This window comes from Bradyrhizobium sp. AZCC 1577, from assembly GCF_036924575.1.
Taxonomy (GTDB): Bacteria; Pseudomonadota; Alphaproteobacteria; order Rhizobiales; family Xanthobacteraceae; genus Bradyrhizobium.
Genome location: NZ_JAZHRQ010000001.1, coordinates 4,241,598 through 4,259,787, shown reverse-complemented (window position 1 = coordinate 4,259,787; position 18,190 = coordinate 4,241,598). Strand labels below are relative to the sequence as shown.

Sequence of the window (18,190 nt, the reverse complement as noted above, 5' to 3'; positions counted from 1 at the left end):
CCCGGGACATCAAGCGCTTACTTCCGCGTCACCGCCTCGCCGTCTTCCTTGACGAAGGATTCGACCGGGTTGTCGAGCAGGTCGAGCACGAGCTCCGACGGCCGGCATAAGCGGACGCCCTTTGGCGTCACCACGATCGGCCGGTTGATCAGGATCGGATGTTTCAGCATTAGATCGATCAGCTCGTCGTCGCTCCATTTCGGGTCGGCCAGGCCAAGCTCGGCATAGGGCGTGCCTTTTTCGCGCAACAGCTCGCGCGGCGAGATGCCCAGCGCCTTGATCAGTTCGACCAACCGGGCGCGGCTCGGAGGCGTCTTCAGGTACTCGATCACCTCGGGCTCTTCGCCGCTCTGCCGGATCATCGCCAGCGTGTTGCGCGAGGTGCCGCAGGCGGGGTTGTGATAGATCGTGACGCTCATGGTTGCGCCTCCTTCAACACTGCGTGCGCCTTGTCGCTTTCACGAAGCAGCCAGCCCATGAAGATCAACGCGATGATGGCGCCGCAGGTTTCCGCCGCGATGAAACCCGGAAGATCTGTGGGGCGAATGCCCGAAAACGTATTGGTCAGCGAGCGCGCAATGGCAACGGCGGGATTGGCGAACGACGTCGACGCCGTGAACCAGTAAGCCGCCGTGATGTAGAGGCCGACCAGCCACGGCACCGCGGCGCGGTTGAACCGGATACCGGCCAGAATGGTCGCAACCAGGCCGAACGCCGCGACGGCTTCGGCGAGCCATTGCGCGCCGCCGGTTCGCATTTTCAGCGAGGCATCGAGCAGCGGCAGCGCGAACATCGCATGCGCCAGCATGGTTCCGGCAATCCCGCCCGCGATTTGCGCAGCGACGTAGAGCAGCGCCTCGCGCGGCGTCAGCTCGCGCCTGAGCGCAAAAACCAGCGATACGGCCGGATTGAAATGGGCCCCGGAAATGGGACCGAGAATGGTGATGAGGACGACCAGGATGGCACCGGTCGGCAACGTATTGCCGAGCAACGCGAGTGCGACGTCCTTGGTCAAGGTCTCGGCCATGATCCCGGAGCCGACTACGGTAGCGACCAACAATGCGGTCCCGAGCGCTTCGGCAGCGAGCCGGCGCGGCAGATCGAATTCGGACATTAGCTGGCTTTCTCCTGGCCGGACGTCGCGCCGTCGTTGCGGCCGATGTCGCGCAATTTGGTCCCGAGCGACAGGCGGTCGATACTTTGCAGCGGCAGGCTCGTAAAGGCGGCAATTCTGTTTTTGAGATAGCGGAATGCCGCGACGAATGCCGCTTCCTTCTCGATATCGGTGCCCTCGGCGGCGGCAGGGTCCTCGATACCCCAATGTGCCGTCATCGGCTGCCCGGGCCAGATCGGGCAAGATTCGCCGGCGGCGTTGTCGCAGACCGTAAAGACGAAATCCATTACGGGTGCATCGGGCCGCGCGAACTCTTCCCAACTCTTCGAACGCAATTCGTCAGTGGGGTAATCGAGACGGGTGAGAACCTTGATCGCAAACGGATTGACCGTCCCCTTCGGCTGGCTGCCGGCGGAGAAGGCGCGAAAATTGCGGCGACCGTCCTTGCGCAGGATCGATTCCGCCAGGATCGAACGGGCGGTGTTTCCGGTGCACAGGAAGAGTACATTGTAGATGCGTTCAGACATGCGCTTTCCTCCTCGGCTTCGGGGTGCGGCAAGGCGTGAGGTCTTCGATCAATGGACCGCAGATTTCGGGCCGCCCGTCGCAACAATCCCTGAGCATGAACAGCACGACGGACTGAAAGGCCTTCAGATCGGCGCGGTAGACAATCGAGCGGCTGAAGCGGCGCGCTGTAACCAGCCCCGCACGCGACAAGATCGCCAGATGCGACGACATGGTGTTTTGCGGCACGGCGAGCGCCTTGGCGATGTCACCGGCAGGCAATCCCTCCGGCTCGTGTTTCGCCAATAGCCGAAACACGTCGAGCCTGGTCGGTTGCGCCAGCGCCGCTAGCGCCAAAATGGCTTGTTCGGATTCCATATATCCAGACTTATCGATATATCGGGGGCGTGTCAACTTTTACTGTTGCCGACGTAGGCGTGCCGGCTATTTCGATAGTTCTGGAAATACCGTTGACGAGTTGGCGATGTGCATGCCATGATGCCCGCATGAAACTCGATGACGCCGCCGCCCATCTGGAAGCGCTGGGCAATCCGACCCGGCTCAAGATCTATCGTGCGCTGATCCGCGCCGGCGGCGCCGGACTTGCCGTCGGCCGCCTGCAGGAGAAACTGAAAATCGCGCCCTCGACCCTCTCCCACCACATCAAGGCGCTGGTGGTGGCCGGCCTTGTCACCCAGGTGCGCGATGCGACCACGCTGATCTGCCACGCCAACTACGAGGTGATGCGGGAGCTGGTGGGTTTCTTGGTCGCCGAATGCTGCACGGAAAGCGCCGAAACCGCCGATGCCAAGATCAAAGCCGAGACCAATGCCAAGACCGCGGCTTAGCGCGTCGCGCTTTTTCGAACTGTATTTCGATATTTCTAGTTTTATAGGAGAATGCCATGAGTGGAACCAGGACTGTCGCGATCATCGGAGCCGGGCCGGTCGGCCTTGCCGCCGCCGCCCATGTGCTGGAGCGCGGGCTGCAGCCGATCGTGCTGGAAGCCGGCGACAAGGTCGGCCACGCCATGCGGCAATGGGGCCACGTCCAACTGTTCTCACCCTGGGAATACAATGTCGACAAGGCGGCGGCGCGGCTGCTGGCGGCAACCGGATGGAATTCTCCCGAACCGGATCAGTATCCGACCGGCATGGAGATGGTGGAGCACTATCTCGAACCGCTCGCGACCCACTCGGCGCTCGGGCCCCACATCCGCACATCGAGCCGCGTCACCGCGATCAGCCGGGCCGGCTTCGACAGGATGAAGTCGAAAGGCAGAGAAAAGGCGCCGTTCGAAATTCGCTACCAGAACGGACAAGGTCCGAAAGTCGTCAAGGCCGACGCGATCATCGACGCTTCAGGCACCTGGCATTCGCCGAACCCTGCAGGCGCCAACGGCCTTTCCGCCATTGGCGAGGCTGATACCGCCGACAAGATCGCCTATGGGATGCCCGACGTCCTCGGCAAGGAACGCGCGCGCTATGCCGGCAAGACCGTCGCGGTGCTGGGCGCGGGGCATTCGGCAATCGGCACGCTGATCGATCTGGCGAAGCTTGCGGACCAGGCGCCGGGCACCCGGCCGATCTGGCTACTGCGCGGCAGCGATCCGGCAAAGGCTTTCGGCGGCGGCGCGAACGACAAACTGTTGGCTCGCGGTGAATTGGGCGCGGCCTTTGCCGCGTTGGTGACGGCAGGCAGCATCAAGGTCGAAAGCGAATTTCGCGTTTCGCATCTCGTAGCCGACGGCCCTCGCCTCGTCGTCGGCGCCCTGTCCGGCTGCCGCGCCCGGCAGGCCGTGGTCGATGAACTGATCGTCGCGACGGGTTTCCGCCCCGATCTCGACTTCGTGCGCGAGTTGCGCATCCGGCTCGATCCTGCGATCGAATGTCCGGTCGCGCTGGCGCCACTGATCGATCCGAACGAGCATAGCTGCGGCACGGTGCGTCCGCACGGCGCCCGCGAGCTGGCGCAGGACGAGCCCGGCTTCTATTTCGCCGGCATGAAAGCTTACGGCCGCGCACCGACCTTCCTGATGCTCACCGGGTACGAACAGGTGCGCTCGATAGCGGCCGACATCGCCGGCGACCGAGCTGCCGCAGAGCGGGTCGAACTGGTGCTGCCCGAGACCGGCGTCTGCAGCCGCTCGCTCGCGCCAGATACCGGCAATTGCTGTGGCGGCCCCGCAATATCGGATGTTGACGCATGTTGCGTCGCGGATGAAAAAGCAAAGCAACAAGGCAAATCGGGATGTGGTTGCGCGTCCTCGACATGAGGAGTGAATAGAATTTCGCTGGAAGGCCGGTCCGTCATCGTTGTGATGTGTGTAGGGCAGCTCGGCAGCCTGCTCCCGCACGTCGTCGTACCTTCCATCCTTGCCGCATTCTTGATTCCCGAATGGCACCTGAGCGGCGCGCAGGCAGGCCTGCTGGCAGGCTCGGGCGCCGCCGGCTATATGCTGACCGTGCCGGTGCTGGCGACGCTGACCGACCGCATCGACGCGCGCAAAATTCTGATCGCCGGCTCGGCGGTGAGCGCACTCGGCACGCTGCTGTTCGGCGCCTTTGCCACCGGCCTGTGGTCGGGCGCCCTCTTCAACGCGATCGCCGGCATCGGCTTCGCCGGCGCTTACATGCCCGGCCTCAAGGCGCTGACGGACCGTCTCGCGTCCGGCGACTCATCCCGCGCCATCACGCTCTATACGTCGAGCTTCTCGTTCGGCGTCGGCCTGTCATTCCTGGTTTCGCAGCTCGTCGCAGAAGCCTGGGGTTGGCGGAGTGCCTTTTTTGTCACCGCTGCCGGGCCGCTGATGATGCTCATCGTCTGCTTTCTGCTGCGGCCTATCGAACCGAAACCGACATCGGGCCGGCTTCTGGATTTCGCCCCGGTGTTTCAGAACCGCAAAGCCATGGGCTTCGTGCTCGGCTACGGCGCGCATTGCTTCGAACTCTACGGCATCCGGACGTGGATCGTTGCGTTCTGGACGTTTGTCGCCGCGAGGCATTCGGATGCATCGATCCTGACGCCGGTGGTGGTGAGCGTGGCGTTCTCCCTGCTCGCCATGCCCGCGAGCATTTTGGGCAATGAATTCGCGCTCCGGTTCGGCCGCCACCGGGCCATCACGGCGGTCATGCTCGCTTCCGCTGCCGTGGCGCTTCTGATCGGCGTGCTCGCCGACCAGTCACCCTGGCTGCTGCTGCCCCTGATGCTGGTCTATGCCATCACGGTCCCAGCGGATTCCGGCGCGTTGACCTCGGGCATGTCGATGGCCGCGGAGCCTAGCTATCGCGGCACAACCATGGCGATGCATTCCACCGTCGGCTTCAGCCTGTCCGCCCTCGGCGCCTGGGCGGTGGGCGTCGCGCTGGATGCGACCGGCGGGCCGCAAAATGCATCGGCCTGGATGGCGGCGTTCGCAGTGCTGGCAGCGGGCACCCTGCTCGGGCCGCTGGCGCTGCTGTGGTCTAGAAGAGAAACGGTCCAGTGAACCAGCTTCCCATCATTCTCGCCCTCGGCACGACACAGACCCTGGCCTGGGCTTCGAGCTACTACCTGCCGGCGATCCTCGCTGACCCAATCGCGCGCGATCTCGGCATATCCTCGACCTGGATATTTACCGCTTTCTCCGCCTCGCTGGTGATTTCGGCCCTGATAGGCCCGCGTGTCGGACGGCAGATCGACCTGGTCGGCGGCCGCTCCGTGCTGTCGCTATCCAATCTGGTGCTGGCGGCCGGGCTGGCGCTGCTCGGCTTCACATCATCCATCCCCATGCTCGTCATCGCCTGGCTGCTGCTCGGCGTCGGCATGGGCGCCGGCCTCTACGACGCCGCCTTCGCCGCGCTCGGCCGCATCTACGGCGACGCCGCACGGCGCTCAATCACTGGCATCACGCTGCTCGCCGGCTTTGCCTCGACCGTGGGATGGCCGCTCTCCGCATGGGGGCTGGAGACCATCGGCTGGCGCAACACCTGCTTTGCCTGGGCGGCAGCGCACATCCTGATCGGCCTGCCGCTCAACCTCCTGATGCTGCCGGCTGTAAAGGGCGCGAAGGCGGCGGTGGCGGCAGCCGTCAAGCCGCATATCCCGATCGATCGCACCATGATCGTGCTCGCCTTCGTGTTCGCCGCGGCCTGGACCGTCACCGGCGCGATGGCGGCACATCTGCCGCGCATCATGGAAGCGGCCGGCGCGACCACGGCGCAGGCGGTGTTCGCCGGCGCGCTGATCGGGCCGGCGCAGGTGGCCGCGCGGATCTTCGAGGCGGGCTTTCTCAGCCGCTACCATCCACTGGTCTCGACCAGGCTTGCCTGCATCACCCACCCGATCGGCGCCGCCATCCTCGGCCTGGCCGGCGGCGGCGCGGCCAGCGTGTTCGCGCTGTTCCACGGCTCCGGCAATGGCATCCTGACCATTGCGCGAGGCACGCTGCCGCTCGCGATTTTCGGCCCGGAGAATTACGGCTATCGCCTCGGCATCATCGGCGCACCGGCACGCATGGCGCAGGCCGCGGCCCCGCTGCTGTTCGGCCTATTGATCGAAGCCATGGGCGCGCGGGTGCTGATCGTATCCTCGGCACTCAGCATCTCGGCACTGCTGGCGCTGTTTCTGCTGCGAAAGGGATCGCCGAAGCTGCCAGTTGAGACGTGAGCCTACGGCTTCCTGATCTCCGACGTCGCGATCCATATGCCCGCAAACACGGCGATCAGCCCGACAATGAGGTTGAGCGTGATCGGCTCGCCGACGAGCTGGGTGGCAAGCAGCCCGGCGGCAACTGGATTGACGGTCATGGTGTTGGCCACGCGCGTCGGCGACGCCCGCTCCAGCGCCAGCACCCACAGAATGAAGGCGAGAGCCCCGCCGGCGACGCCGAGATAAAGCCCCGCGATCCATTGCGGCGTTCCGAACTGACCGAGCGATGCGACGCTGCCGGTCAACGATCCGACCAGGATCAGGGCCGCCGCGCCGGTGCCCATGCCCACGGTGAGGAAACCGAGCGCGCTGGACCGCTGGATGAACGGCCGGGACCAGACATTGTAGAACGCCATGCACAGCACCGCGCCAGTCATGATCAACTCGCCGCGCCACGCGCCCGCCGGCGCGGCCGACAATCCCGTTGCGAGTGCGGCGGCGACACCCAGCACCGCGATGCAGACCCCGATCGACTTCCGTTTCGTCAGCGGCTCGATGCCGAGCAGAGCACCAACCACCATGGTGTGCAGCGGCAACGTCGCCAGCGCGAGCGAGGCGCGCGCCGCGGTCGTGAACGTCATCGCAATATTGTAGAGAACGAAAAACACGCCGAAGAAGCAGAAGCCGAGGGCGGCGACGGCCGGCCAGTCCGCGCGTTTCGGCCATCGCGCCTTCATGAGCAGCGCCGCCGGCAGCACGCAGCAGAAGCCGATCCCCCATCGCAGAATGGCAAGCGTGATCGGATCGGTGTTACCAGCGAGATAGCGCGTGATCGCCGCGGCGCTGCCGCCGAGGCTGCTCGAGACCAGCGCGATTGCGACCCCGATCCATTCACCCAACGCCGCCCCCTGTCGCCCGCCTCTATCGCGCGGATCATATGGTGTGGGAAATTGCGCACGCGAGGCTCGACGGCGCTCGGATCAATCTTTCTGTCTTGTGCCGCGCGATCTGCACGCAAATGGCGGCAAATGTCAGCAGCAAATACCGATCTCTCGTCTTGCGCGCGAGGCCATGACGGGCTTAGCCTGCTTGCGGGGGAAATCGCAGCCTCCCCGTCAAATGGCGATTCCATTCAAGCGCTGCTCGCTTTTGCGTGGAGCGGGCACATGGATGGAGCGACACTCGAACTGCCGCTGTTTCTTCTTGCGACCTTCGCCGGCGCGGTTGTCTCCGGTCTCTCCGGCTTCGCCTTCGGCCTCGTCGTCTCGGCGATCTGGCTCTACATCCTCACGCCGCTGCAAACGGCGACGCTGATCATTGCGTTCGGGCTGCTCGTGCAGGGCTATTCGGTCTGGAAGCTGCGCGGCGCGCTTGATTGGCGAAGGCTCTGGCCGTTCGTGGCCGGCGCCGCACTCGGCGTTCCGGTAGGCGTCGGCGTCCTGACCTGGGCGAACCCTGCCCATGTGCGCGCGGGCGTCGGCGCGTTCCTCGTGCTCTACAGCCTCTACGCGCTGCTGCGACCGGCCATCCCTGCGGTGAACGCGGGCGGCGCCGCGGCCGACGCCGCCGTCGGTTTCCTCAACGGCGTGCTCGGCGGCATCACCGGGCTTGCCTGAATTTTGGTGACGATCTGGTGCGGCCTGCGCGGCTGGCCCAAGGACGTGCAGCGCACGGTGTTTCAGCCGGTGGCCGTTGCGATCTTCGCCATGAGCGCCCTGTGGATCGGAGCCAGGGGCGCGATCACGCCTGACACGATCAAACTGTTTCTGATCGGAGTGCCAGCCTTGTTCGCCGGCACCTGGGCCGGGCTCAAGCTGTACGGCCGGCTGGATGAGGCGGCGTTCCGGAAGGTGGTGCTGGTATTGCTGCTGGTCTCGGGTGCGGTGCTGATCATCTGATAGCAGCGGGAAGCGAAAAACGGCTCGATCGCGTCCGGTCAATTGAGCGTGAGTCTGCCGATGTCAGCGCGCGACCGCGTTGACACTCCGCGTCAGTGTGGCTGAATGCGGCCATGGGGGTAGTTGCGATCCCCCCACGAGGCGACATGCCCAAGTATCGCGTCCCGGTTTTTCCGGAGGCGCATACGCATGCCCAAAATATTCTCTCATCCATACCCCGACACTCGGCCGCACTGCATCACGCATTGCGGGATGCCGCGCGCTATCCGGTCGATGTTTGGGGCTCGCGCAAGAAGGAGAACGCCATGAAACACAGGCTCACATTACTCGCGCTCGGCGCCGCACTGCTGCTGTCGCATGCTGCCCGCGCCGATGCTATCGACTGGAAGAAGGTGGATGCCGCCCTCGGCAAGACTGCCACAGTGAGCGGTGAAGTGCATCGTTACGCGCTGCCGCGATCAGATCTGCACGTCACGCTGGACGGCGTCGCGATCAAGCCAGCATTGGCGCTCGGAGGTTGGGTCGCCTTCGCTCCCATGCACGGAGAGGCCATGCTGATGGGCGATCTGGTGTTGCTCGAGACCGAGATTACCCCTGTCATGACGAGGCTGCTGGACAGCGGATTGGATATCACTGCCATCCACAATCACGTTCTCCGCGCCTCTCCCGCGACCTTCTACATGCATGTGGCCGGGCACGGCGATCCCGAGAAAATGGCAACCGCGATCCGTGCAGCGCTTTCATCGGCAAGCAAGACGCCGTTCGATCCACCGGCCACCACCTCCACCGCTGCGCCTGCGGTTGATCTCGACACGGCAAAGCTCGACGAGGCGATGGGCGCCAAGGGCACGGCGACTGGCGGTGTCTACCAGTACGGCATTCCGAGGCGTGATCCGGCCAAGGAAGGCGGAATGCAGGTCAACACGCCGCTCGGCGGCGCCAACGCCATCAACTTTCAGCCGACCGGTGGCGGCAAGGCCGCCATAACAGGCGACTTCCTCGTAACCGGCAACGAGGTCAATCCGCTGATCCGGGCGCTGCGTGCCGGCGATATCGAGGTCACCGCGATCCATAGCCACATGCTCGCAGAAGAGCCGCGGATGTTCTTCATTCATTTCTGGGCCAACGACGATGCCCTGAAGCTGGCACGCAACGTCCGCGCCGCGCTCGACAAGACAGCCGTCGCGCAGCACTGATCGCGCAGACGTCAAAGTCTTGTTCGGCGGCTTGATGCGGCGGGACGCGAATAAGGGCGGCGCCGCGGTCGGCGCCGGCAGGCGGCATTCGCGACCAATCTGGCTACGGATTAGAGGTGCACCCCGACCAGATCCGCGAATTATCGCTTCAATCCGTTCCTAAATTTCAATCAATTGCGTCGAACCGGCATAGCTTACCGTCAAGAAGTTTTTGTCATGAGAAGCTAACCGGAACCCCGGTTTCCGGTGGTTTCGAGGCTCCGGCAGGTTGGAGCCTGCAGGCTCTGGAAGTGGCTATGAAGGAAGCGATCCGCTTACGTGAATTGGAAGCCGAGTGCCGTCAACGCGCGCTGAGCGAACCCGACAAGAAATGGTATTGGTTGGCGCAAGCCGCCAAATACCAGGTGCAGGCAAGCCAGCAACTCGCCTTTGACTCGGAAGAGAGCAACACCCCCCACACGCCGGAGATCAAGCTGGCGCAATGGTCGCATGTGCGAGACGAGCGGCGCGTGATGGACCCCCTCCCCGACGGACGGCGATCGCCCTTGTAGTCACGCGAATCGCGTTGACGCGCCGGTCTCCGCATCGCGTGAGAGCGCGCTACCGCCCTTGCTCCTCCGGCGGCTTGATATGGCGGAACGAGAACAGCAAAGCGAGGTCGTAGGCGATCTTGAGCGTGCCGCAAACCACCAGCGGCAACCCGGTAAACGACGTCATCAAGAGCGCGCCGGAGATCGCCGGGCTGACGGCAGACGCGAGGCTGCGCGGCACGGCGGTGACGCTCGCAGCGGCGGGCCGCTCGGCCGGCGTCACCACAGCCATGACGTAGGAGGTGCGGGTCGGCACGTCCATTTGCGACAGCGCCGAGCGCAACAGCAGCAGGCCGAGCGCGACGTAAAGGTTCGGCGCAAATGCCGCCAGGATCAGGAAGATGCTGGATGGGATATGCGTGAACACCATGGTGTTGACCAGCCCAATGCGCTTCGCGATCCAGGCCGCGACCGGATAGGAGAACGCGCTTAGCGTGCTCGACCAGAAGAAAAACAATCCCGCCGCGGACAGCGAAAGATCGAAACGCTCGAATAGCCAGAGCACCAGCAGGGACTGTGCGACAAAACCGCCGGCAAAGGAATCGATGCTGAACAGCGCCGCGAGCTTGTAGACGGTGCCGCGCGAAGGCCCGAGCGGCGTCGGTGGCGCTCTCTCCTCGCCGCGCTGATGCGGCGCGTGGCGATAAAGCGCCACGCAGGCGATGCCGAGCGCGGCATAGGCGTAGAACATCAGGCGGAATGCGGCGAGTTCCGTGCTGCCGCCCGCCACAAGGAAGTCCGGCAGCGAGGCCGCAAGCGAGCCAACCGCGGTGCAGAGCGCGCCGATCAGGCTGTAGCGCGCGAACACCTGGGTGCGGCGGTCGTCGGTGGCGCTGTGCGCCAGCACCGCATGCTCGAGCGGCACCAGCACGCCGAGATCGCCGCCGGAGGCGTTGATGGTGCCGATGAAGGCGACCAGCGCGATCAGAACAAAATGCTCTACGGCGGGAAAGGCGCTGCCGGTCGCCACCATCAGGCAAGCACCCACGATCAGCAGCGGCCGCAGGTCATGGCGCGGCGCGATCCAGCCAGTGATCAGTGTCAGCAGTGCCGTGCCCAGAAGCGACGCCGTCGCGATAATACCGACTGCGATAGCATCGTAGCCCAGCGCGGTCATGTAGGCCGGCAAAATGATGATGGCAAAGCCGTCGCCGAAACCGCGCAGGCCGCGTGCGACATAGAGCAGCTTGATCAGGGCGGCCCCGGTCGACGCCTTCGGGTCGGTCGCGATATCAGTCATTCCAGCGTCCTCACGGCAAAGCGGTGATCGTTACCTGATCGAAGCGCGTCACGCTGTCGGCCTTGGTCCACAGCGCAACACCGCCTGCATCCTTAAACGTACTGTCTTTCACCTCGAACAGTACCGCTCCGTCATAGCTCACTGTGAACCGGTTGCCCTCCGCGCGCAGGGTAAGCACGTGCCATTCATTCGATGTCACGCGATTGTTTGATGTGCCGAGCTGCTGCCGCCGGCCGGCGACGACCCGATAGAAGCGGACGTTATTCTCGAGCGCGTTGGCGCGGGCGACGTAGTAATTGTCGGGGTCCACAAGCCGCACGACAACGCCGCCAGCCTGATCGATCCTGCCTGCAACGGGTTTAAAGCGGACCTGCATGATGAGGTCCTTGGCTGAAAAGTTTTCGTGAATGGCGAGCGGAAAGCGATAGTCGGTGCGGTCGGCGCTCTGTTGCTCGATAGCGCGGCCTGCTTTGGCGGTCGGATCGGCGACCACGCTCCATTCGCCCTGCGCGCCCTGGCCGGTTCGCGCAAACGAAAATCCGGCCGGCGCGGAACCTATAGCCATGCGGTCGATGGCAATCATGACGGCTTCTCCTGCCATGGACGGCGGGAGTCCAGCGCATGCCAGCGCGGCCGCGGTGAGCGCGACGCGCAGTGTTGACCTGATGGAACAAAAAAATATCAGCCCTAAACCATCCATGTGCGCTCCTCCCGACACGTCGGGTGTGCGCAGAGCTTGGACGATGGGCCGTCTGACGGGGAGCCTGCTTTGTCCCCGATGAGGACAATCTAGGCTCGACCACGCCGTGGCGCAAGCGTCGAGTCTGTAGGATGGGTGGAGCGAAGCGATACCCATCATCGGCGGATTGCGGCAATGATTGATGGGTATCGCTTCGCTCCACCCATCCTACAGACCGTTGACAACCATTGACAGCCGAACAGGAGCGCGCTTAATTCCGGCCATGGGGATGTTGCGATCTCCCCACGAGGCGACATGCCCAAGTATCGCGTCCCGTTTCTTTTGACGAGGGCGCAGCCATGTCATCCTACACCACGATATCTCCCGACAAGCTTTCAAAATTGATCGGCACAGCGAACACGCCTGCGCTGATCGACGTTCGTACCGATGAGGATTTCGCCGCCGACCAGCGGCTGATTCCGGGCGCCGTCAGGCGCAACCACGAGGAAGCTGCCGATTGGGGCGAAGAGTTCTCCGGCCGCTCGGCGATCGTCGTCTGCTTGCGCGGCCAGAAACTGGCACAGGGCACCGCGGCCTGGCTGCGCCATCTCCACGTCTCGGCCGAAGCGCTGGAAGGCGGTTTCGAGGGCTGGAAGGCCGCAAAACTGCCGCTGGTGCCGGCAGCAAAACTCCCGGCGCGCGACGCGCAGGGCCGCACCGTCTGGGTCACACGCGCGCGGCCGAAGATCGACCGCATCGCTTGCCCGTGGCTGATCCGCAGGTTCGTCGATCCCAACGCGGTGTTCCTGTTCGTCACGCCACCGGAAGTGCTTGCAGTCGGCGAGCGCTTCAACGCCGCCCCCTTCGACGTCGAGAACGTATTCTGGAGTCATCGCGGCGAGCTCTGCACGTTCGACGTCATGATCGAGGAATTCGGTCTCGCGACACCGCCCTTGCTGCGGCTGGCGGCGATGGTTCGCGGCGCCGACACCGGGCGGCTCGACCTGTCGCCGGAAGCGCCGGGACTGCTAGCCGCCTCGCTCGGCCTGTCGCGCATGTTCGACGATGATCTCGAACAGCTTGAAGCAGGCATGACGCTGTACGACGCGTTCTATCGCTGGTGCCGCGACGCGACTGGCGAGACCCACAATTGGCCGACCAACAAGGCGAAATCGTAATGGGTGCGACGATGAACAAAGTGGCCGAAGCCGATGCCAGCCGGGAAGTTGGTCACGACATCAGCTTCGGTAAAGCCTTTCGCGTCTGGCTGCGGGTCGCCGTGCTCAGTTTCGGCGGCCCAGCCGGGCAGATCGCGGTGATGCACCGCATCCTGGTCGAGGAAAAGAACTGGATCTCCGAGGGCCGGTTTTTGCATGCATTGAACTACTGCATGCTGTTGCCGGGCCCGGAGGCGCAGCAGCTTGCGACCTATATCGGCTGGCTGTTGCATCGGACCGCCGGCGGCATCATGGCGGGCGGGCTGTTCATCCTGCCCGGCATCATCGCCATCATGGGCTTGAGTTACATTTATGCGGCCTATGGCAATGTCGGTTTCATCGAGGCGCTGTTCTTCGGGCTGAAGGCTGCAGTGTTGGCGATCGTGGTCCATGCGGTCGTCCGGGTCGGCAAGCGGTCCCTACGCAATCGCGTGATGATCGCGCTCGCGGCGATCGCATTTGTCGCGATCTTCTTTTTCAACGTCCCCTTCCCGGTTATCATCATCGCAGCCGGCATGATCGGCTATTTCGGCGCGCGCAGCGGGCGGCCGGAGTTTGCCGCCGTCGAGCATGGCAGCGGGAACAAGATCGCGGCGGTCGACAGCCTCCTCGGTGACGAACTGCCCGACCATGCGCGCCCGAGCGTGGCGCGCGCGCTGAAGGTGAGCTCGGTGTGGCTGCTATTATGGGTAGTGCCGGTCGCGGCCCTGCTGATCGGGCTTGGCCAGGCAAACGTGTTCAGCCAGATAGCGCTGTTCTTTTCCAAGATGGCGCTGGTGACGTTCGGCGGCGCCTATGCGGTGCTGGCCTATGTCGCCCAGCAGGCGGTCGAGCATTATCACTGGCTGCAGCCGCGCGAGATGCTTGATGGCCTTGGCATGGCCGAGACCACGCCGGGGCCGCTGATCATGGTGCTGCAGTTCGTCGGCTTCATGGCCGCCTATCGCGACCCCGGCACGCTGTCGCCGATGTGGGCCGCCACGCTCGGCGGATTGCTGGCGACCTGGGTCACCTTCATCCCCTGCTTCCTCTGGATCTTCCTCGGCGCGCCCTACATCGAGACGCTACGCGGCAACAAGGGGCTTGCGGGCGCCCTTTCCGCGATCACCGCCGCCGTGGTCGGCGTGATTCTCAATCTCTCGATCTGGTTCGGATTGCACACACTGTTTCGGCAGACCACGCCGGTCCGCTCGTTCGCCCTGTCGTTCGACATGCCGGTGTGGGGAAGCCTGGATATTGCTGCCTTCGTGCTTGCGGCGGCCGCGGCCACGGCGATCTTCCGTCTTAACGTCGGAATGCTCATCGTTCTTGCTGCTTCATGCATCACGGGCATCCTGCTGCGGTTGGTGGGCGTCATCTAGGGGGAACACTACGGACTAACCGAACTTCACCTGGGGCAGGATATAACCAGGAGAACGAACATGCGCACACGGACGATCTTTCGGGCAACCATCTGGCTGGCGATCGCGGCAGGATTATCACCCGTTTATGCCCTGACACAGGAGGAGCTCATCGCCAAGATTCAGGCGGCTGGCTACTCGCAGGTCAGCGACATCAAGTCGACGGCCGAAGGTACGACCGCGAAGGCGATGAAGAACGGTAAGGAAGTGCGGCTCGTCGTCGACAGCAGCGGCCAGATCAAAGAGCAAAAATGAGGCTTCCCGCAACGTGAACATGTAGAGTTGACGGCAACCTACCCTACGCTCCTTGCTACACCCGCTCCGCCGGCGCCAGCCTGCACGTCTCGCCGCCCGCCTCGATCTGCAGCGTGGAATGGTGGATGTTGAACCGCTGCGAAAGCTCCTCGCACACGCGATGAAGGAAGGCGTCGTCGGTGCCGGCGGGCCGCACCAGATGCGCGGTCAACGCGGTCTCATTGGTGCTCATGGCCCAGACGTGGAGGTCATGCACCTCGGAGACGCCTTCCAGCCTGCCGAGGTAATCCTTCACATCGGAGAGTTCGATGCCGCGCGGCACGCCGTCGAGCGCGAGATTGACGCTGTCGCGAGCCAGACCCCATCCGCTCCAGAACACCACAGCCGCAATCACAAGGCTGATCGCGGGATCAAGCCACAGCCAACCGGTCAGCATGATGATGCCGGCGGCAACCACCACGCCGAGTGAGACGCCGGCATCGGCCGCCATGTGCAGATAAGCGCCGCGAATGTTGAGATCGCCGTGGCGGCCGCGCATGAATAGAAGCGCGGTGCCACCGTTGATGGCGACGCCGAGCGCGGCGACCAGAACGACGGTCCAGCCTGCAACCGGGGCCGGCGCAAACAGCCGGTTGACCGCCTCGACGACGATGCCGCCGACAGCGACCAGCAGCAGGCCGGCATTGAACAGCGCCGCCAGGATCGAGGCGCGGCGATAGCCGTAAGTATGCCGCTGGGTCGGCTGCTTCTGCGCCAGCCACGCGGCGGCCCATGCCAGCAGCAGCGCGATCACGTCGGACAAATTGTGAACAGCGTCAGAGATCAGCGCCAGCGAATTGGCGGCGTAGCCGAAGATCAGCTCGGCGATAACGAAGGCAGTATTGAGCGTAGCGCCGATGGCGAACGCCCAGCCGAAATTGTCGGGCGCATGTCTGTGGCCGGCGTGACCGTGGGAATGATCATGCGCGTGGGAGTGAGTGTGATGGTGGTGATCGTGCGCCATTCCGCCTCGATGAATTTCGATGGCGATTTATATAGCGCGCGGAATTGGGAATACTATTACAGACGGGATCGTAGGGTGGGCAAAGCGAAGCGTGCCCACCATTCGCGGCGAACATGCCGATAGATGATGGGCACGGCGCTCTCGCGCCCTTGCCCACCCTACATTTACTCCACGCCGCGCAAAAACTTGTTCGACTTCGGCAGGCCGTGCGCGAGGCGGCCGGCGTCGGCGCGGTTGCCGCGCCAGTCGGACAATTCCTTGGCGCTCATGCTCTGCTCGCGGCCGGCCGAATCCTTCCAGGTCAGTCCGGCCTTGAACTCGAACACCGCGACGTCGGACAGCTTGGCGCTGGAATACTTCTGCAGGCGCACGCCGCGGCCGCGCGCCATCTCCGGCACCTGGTCGAGCGGGAACAGCACCATCTTGTGGTTGGTGCCGATCGCGGCCACGGTATCGCCTTGCACGGTCGCGATCGCGCAGGCCTCGTTCGGCATGGTGACGTTGAGCACCTGCTTGCCCTTGCGGGTATTGCTGACGCAATCCTCTTCCTTGACCACGAAGCCCTGCCCCTCGCTGCTCGCGATCAGGAACTTGCGCTCGCCCTTGTTGACGAACAGCGAGACGATCGCCGCGTCCTGCTCGAGGTCGATGAACATGCGGATCGGCTCGCCATGGCCGCGGCCGCCGGGCAGTTTTGCCACATCGAGCGAATAGAATTTGCCGTTGGTGGCGAAGAGCAGGAGCTTCGACGTGGTCTCGGCGAAGAAGGTGTGGTCGAGTTTGTCGTCGGTCTTGAAGGCAAGGCCCGAGATATCCTCGACATGGCCCTTCAGTGTACGCACCCAGCCCCTCTCGGAGATCACGACCGTCACCGGCTCGCGCTCGACAAAGGCTTCCTCGATCGCGGCGAGATCATGCTCGGGCGCGTCGGCGAATTGCGTGCGGCGCTTGCCTAGCGGCGTCTTCGGCCCAAAGATGTCGCGCACCTTCCGAACCTGTTCGCCGACCTTGGACCATTGCTCGGCTTCGGACCCGAGCAGCGACTTGATGCCCTTCAATTCGTTGCGAAGGTTCTTGTCCTCGGTGCGGATTTCGAATTCCTCGAGCTTGCGCAAGGAGCGCAGCCGCATGTTGAGGATCGCATCGGCCTGGACTTCCGTCAGCTTGAACGCCTTGATCAGCGCCGGCTTCGGCTCGTCCTCGGTGCGGATGATCTTGATCACCTTGTCGATGTTCAAATAGGCAATCAGGTAGCCGCCGAGTATTTCGAGCCGGTTCTCGATCTGGGTCTTGCGATAGTTGGAGCGGCGCACCAGCACGTCGCGCAGATGGTCGAGCCATTCGCGCAGGCACTCGGCAAGCCCCACCACCTTGGGGATCTTGCCCTTGATCAGCACATTGAGGTTCAACGAAATCTTGCTCTCGAGCTCGGTGAGCCGGAACAGCGATTCCATCATCAGCGCCGGATCGACCGCGCGGGATTTCGGCTCGATCACGAGGCGAACGTCCTCGGCCGATTCATCCCTGACGTCGCCGACCAGCGGCAGCTTCTTCTCGTTGAGCAGTTCGGCGATCTTCTCGACCAGCCGGGATTTCTGCACCAGCCATGGAATCTCGGTGATGACCACGACCCAGGTGCCGCGCGCGCCCTCTTCCTGGGTCCATTTGGCGCGGGTGCGGAACGAGCCGCGCCCCGTCATGTAGGCTTCGGTAATACTTTCCTTGGAATCGACGATGATGCCGCCGGTCGGGAAGTCCGGGCCCTTGACCCATTTCATCAGCGACTTCGACTTCGCCTCAGGCTTGTCGATCAGGTGCAGCGCCGCGTCGCAGAGCTCGGCGACGTTGTGCGGCGGGATCGAGGTGGCCATGCCGACCGCAATGCCCTGCGCGCCGTTGGCGAGCAGGTTCGGGAAGCCACCCGGCAGAACGACCGGTTCCTTGCTCTGACCGTCGTAATTGGCGCGGAACTCGACGCCGTCCTCGTCGATGCCGTCCAGGAGCAGCCGCGCGACCTCGGTCATGCGCGCTTCGGTGTAGCGGTAGGCGGCCGGGTTATCGCCGTCGATGTTGCCGAAATTGCCCTGGCCGTCGACCAGCGGGTAGCGCGAGGCGAAATCCTGGGCGAGACGCACCATGGCGTCGTAGATCGCCTGGTCGCCATGCGGATGGAACGAGCCCATCACGTCGCCGACGATTTTTGCCGATTTCTTGAACGGGGTACCAGGGTCGAGCCTGAGCAGGCGCATGCCGTAGAGGATGCGCCGGTGCACCGGCTTCAGCCCGTCGCGGGCGTCCGGCAAGGCGCGGTGCATGATGGTCGAGAGCGCGTAGGCGAGATAGCGCTCTTCCAGCGCATCGCGCAGCATGACCTCGTGGATTTCGGCCGGTTCTTCCGGCGGTAGCTGTCGTTTTCCCATGGGGAGGCGTTAAACTTTTGCGGTGAATCGGGCAAGACGCGAATC

At 64.0% G+C, this 18,190-nt stretch carries 20 protein-coding genes; 11 read left to right on the top strand and 9 right to left on the bottom strand.

Annotated features, from left to right (window positions below):
* Positions 1–17: 17 nt before the first annotated feature.
* Genes arsC through V1278_RS20085 form a run of 4 tightly spaced genes read right to left on the bottom strand, consistent with a single transcriptional unit; the run spans position 18 to position 1,996 of the window.
* Entirely contained in the window at positions 18–419 is a 402-nt protein-coding gene (gene arsC / locus V1278_RS20100) for an arsenate reductase (glutaredoxin) (RefSeq protein ID WP_334363095.1), read from the bottom strand.
* The gene (locus V1278_RS20095) at positions 416–1,114 is read right to left on the bottom strand and encodes an MIP/aquaporin family protein (RefSeq protein WP_334381988.1); all 699 of its coding nucleotides are present in this window, start codon (positions 1,112–1,114) and stop codon (positions 416–418) included. Before V1278_RS20095 ends, arsC begins: the two co-directional genes overlap by 4 nt.
* The gene (locus V1278_RS20090) at positions 1,114–1,641 is read right to left on the bottom strand and encodes an arsenate reductase ArsC (protein WP_334381987.1); all 528 of its coding nucleotides are present in this window, start codon (positions 1,639–1,641) and stop codon (positions 1,114–1,116) included. The genes V1278_RS20095 and V1278_RS20090 overlap by 1 nt, the downstream gene beginning before the upstream one ends.
* Positions 1,634–1,996, bottom strand: a complete 363-nt coding sequence (locus V1278_RS20085; RefSeq protein ID WP_334363099.1) for an ArsR/SmtB family transcription factor — start codon at positions 1,994–1,996, stop codon at positions 1,634–1,636. Before V1278_RS20085 ends, V1278_RS20090 begins: the two co-directional genes overlap by 8 nt.
* Before the next feature lie 128 nt (positions 1,997–2,124).
* On the opposite strand from V1278_RS20085, the gene V1278_RS20080 reads away from it, so the two are divergent.
* Genes V1278_RS20080 through V1278_RS20065 form a run of 4 tightly spaced genes read left to right on the top strand, consistent with a single transcriptional unit; the run spans position 2,125 to position 6,265 of the window.
* On the top strand, positions 2,125–2,466 hold the full coding sequence (locus tag V1278_RS20080) for an ArsR/SmtB family transcription factor (RefSeq protein WP_334363100.1): 342 nt from the start codon (positions 2,125–2,127) through the stop codon (positions 2,464–2,466).
* 56 nt (positions 2,467–2,522) lie between these two features.
* The gene (locus tag V1278_RS20075) at positions 2,523–3,893 is read left to right on the top strand and encodes an NAD(P)-binding domain-containing protein (RefSeq protein WP_334381986.1); all 1,371 of its coding nucleotides are present in this window, start codon (positions 2,523–2,525) and stop codon (positions 3,891–3,893) included.
* Positions 3,894–3,938: 45 nt separating this feature from the next.
* Positions 3,939–5,105, top strand: a complete 1,167-nt coding sequence (locus tag V1278_RS20070; RefSeq protein WP_334384217.1) for an MFS transporter — start codon at positions 3,939–3,941, stop codon at positions 5,103–5,105.
* The gene (locus tag V1278_RS20065) at positions 5,102–6,265 is read left to right on the top strand and encodes an MFS transporter (RefSeq protein WP_334363102.1); all 1,164 of its coding nucleotides are present in this window, start codon (positions 5,102–5,104) and stop codon (positions 6,263–6,265) included. Before V1278_RS20070 ends, V1278_RS20065 begins: the two co-directional genes overlap by 4 nt.
* A 2-nt stretch (positions 6,266–6,267) precedes the next feature.
* On the opposite strand, the gene V1278_RS20060 is transcribed toward V1278_RS20065, so the two are convergent.
* Positions 6,268–7,146 carry a DMT family transporter gene (locus V1278_RS20060; protein ID WP_334381985.1) on the bottom strand — a complete coding sequence of 293 codons (879 nt, stop codon included), beginning with the start codon at positions 7,144–7,146 and terminating at the stop codon, positions 6,268–6,270.
* Positions 7,147–7,413: 267 nt separating this feature from the next.
* On the opposite strand from V1278_RS20060, the gene V1278_RS20055 reads away from it, so the two are divergent.
* The 4 genes from V1278_RS20055 (at position 7,414) to V1278_RS20040 (ending at position 9,892) form a co-directional block, all read left to right on the top strand.
* Positions 7,414–7,863 carry a sulfite exporter TauE/SafE family protein gene (locus V1278_RS20055; protein ID WP_334381984.1) on the top strand — a complete coding sequence of 150 codons (450 nt, stop codon included), beginning with the start codon at positions 7,414–7,416 and terminating at the stop codon, positions 7,861–7,863.
* A 6-nt stretch (positions 7,864–7,869) separates the two neighbouring features.
* Entirely contained in the window at positions 7,870–8,145 is a 276-nt protein-coding gene (locus tag V1278_RS20050; protein ID WP_334381983.1) for a hypothetical protein, read from the top strand.
* 305 nt (positions 8,146–8,450) lie between these two features.
* Positions 8,451–9,341 carry a DUF1259 domain-containing protein gene (locus tag V1278_RS20045; protein ID WP_334381982.1) on the top strand — a complete coding sequence of 297 codons (891 nt, stop codon included), beginning with the start codon at positions 8,451–8,453 and terminating at the stop codon, positions 9,339–9,341.
* Positions 9,342–9,637: 296 nt separating this feature from the next.
* A complete protein-coding gene (locus V1278_RS20040; protein WP_334381981.1) occupies positions 9,638–9,892 on the top strand; it encodes a hypothetical protein in 255 nt (84 codons plus the stop codon).
* 49 nt (positions 9,893–9,941) lie between these two features.
* On the opposite strand, the gene V1278_RS20035 is transcribed toward V1278_RS20040, so the two are convergent.
* Positions 9,942–11,171 carry an MFS transporter gene (locus tag V1278_RS20035; RefSeq protein WP_334381980.1) on the bottom strand — a complete coding sequence of 410 codons (1,230 nt, stop codon included), beginning with the start codon at positions 11,169–11,171 and terminating at the stop codon, positions 9,942–9,944.
* A gap of 10 nt (positions 11,172–11,181) precedes the next feature.
* Complete coding sequence (locus V1278_RS20030) at positions 11,182–11,889, bottom strand: hypothetical protein (protein WP_334381979.1); 708 nt, start codon at positions 11,887–11,889, stop codon at positions 11,182–11,184.
* Positions 11,890–12,209: 320 nt separating this feature from the next.
* Between V1278_RS20030 and V1278_RS20025 the strand changes: the two genes are divergently transcribed.
* From V1278_RS20025 to V1278_RS20015, 3 genes are read left to right on the top strand one after another with little or no spacing between them, the layout of a single operon-like run.
* Positions 12,210–13,028 (top strand): chromate resistance protein ChrB domain-containing protein, encoded by an 819-nt coding sequence (locus tag V1278_RS20025; RefSeq protein ID WP_334381978.1) that lies wholly within the window; start codon positions 12,210–12,212, stop codon positions 13,026–13,028.
* A gap of 11 nt (positions 13,029–13,039) precedes the next feature.
* Complete coding sequence (chrA, locus tag V1278_RS20020) at positions 13,040–14,428, top strand: chromate efflux transporter (RefSeq protein ID WP_334381977.1); 1,389 nt, start codon at positions 13,040–13,042, stop codon at positions 14,426–14,428.
* Between the two features lie 60 nt (positions 14,429–14,488).
* Positions 14,489–14,722, top strand: coding sequence for a hypothetical protein (locus V1278_RS20015; protein ID WP_334363110.1), 234 nt, complete (start codon positions 14,489–14,491; stop codon positions 14,720–14,722).
* Between the two features lie 55 nt (positions 14,723–14,777).
* Here V1278_RS20015 and V1278_RS20010 read toward each other — a convergent pair whose 3' ends face one another.
* A complete protein-coding gene (locus V1278_RS20010) occupies positions 14,778–15,725 on the bottom strand; it encodes a cation diffusion facilitator family transporter (protein WP_334381976.1) in 948 nt (315 codons plus the stop codon).
* A 164-nt stretch (positions 15,726–15,889) separates the two neighbouring features.
* Positions 15,890–18,145, bottom strand: a complete 2,256-nt coding sequence (gene parC, locus V1278_RS20005; RefSeq protein ID WP_334363112.1) for a DNA topoisomerase IV subunit A — start codon at positions 18,143–18,145, stop codon at positions 15,890–15,892.
* Between the last annotated feature and the right edge of the window lie 45 nt (positions 18,146–18,190).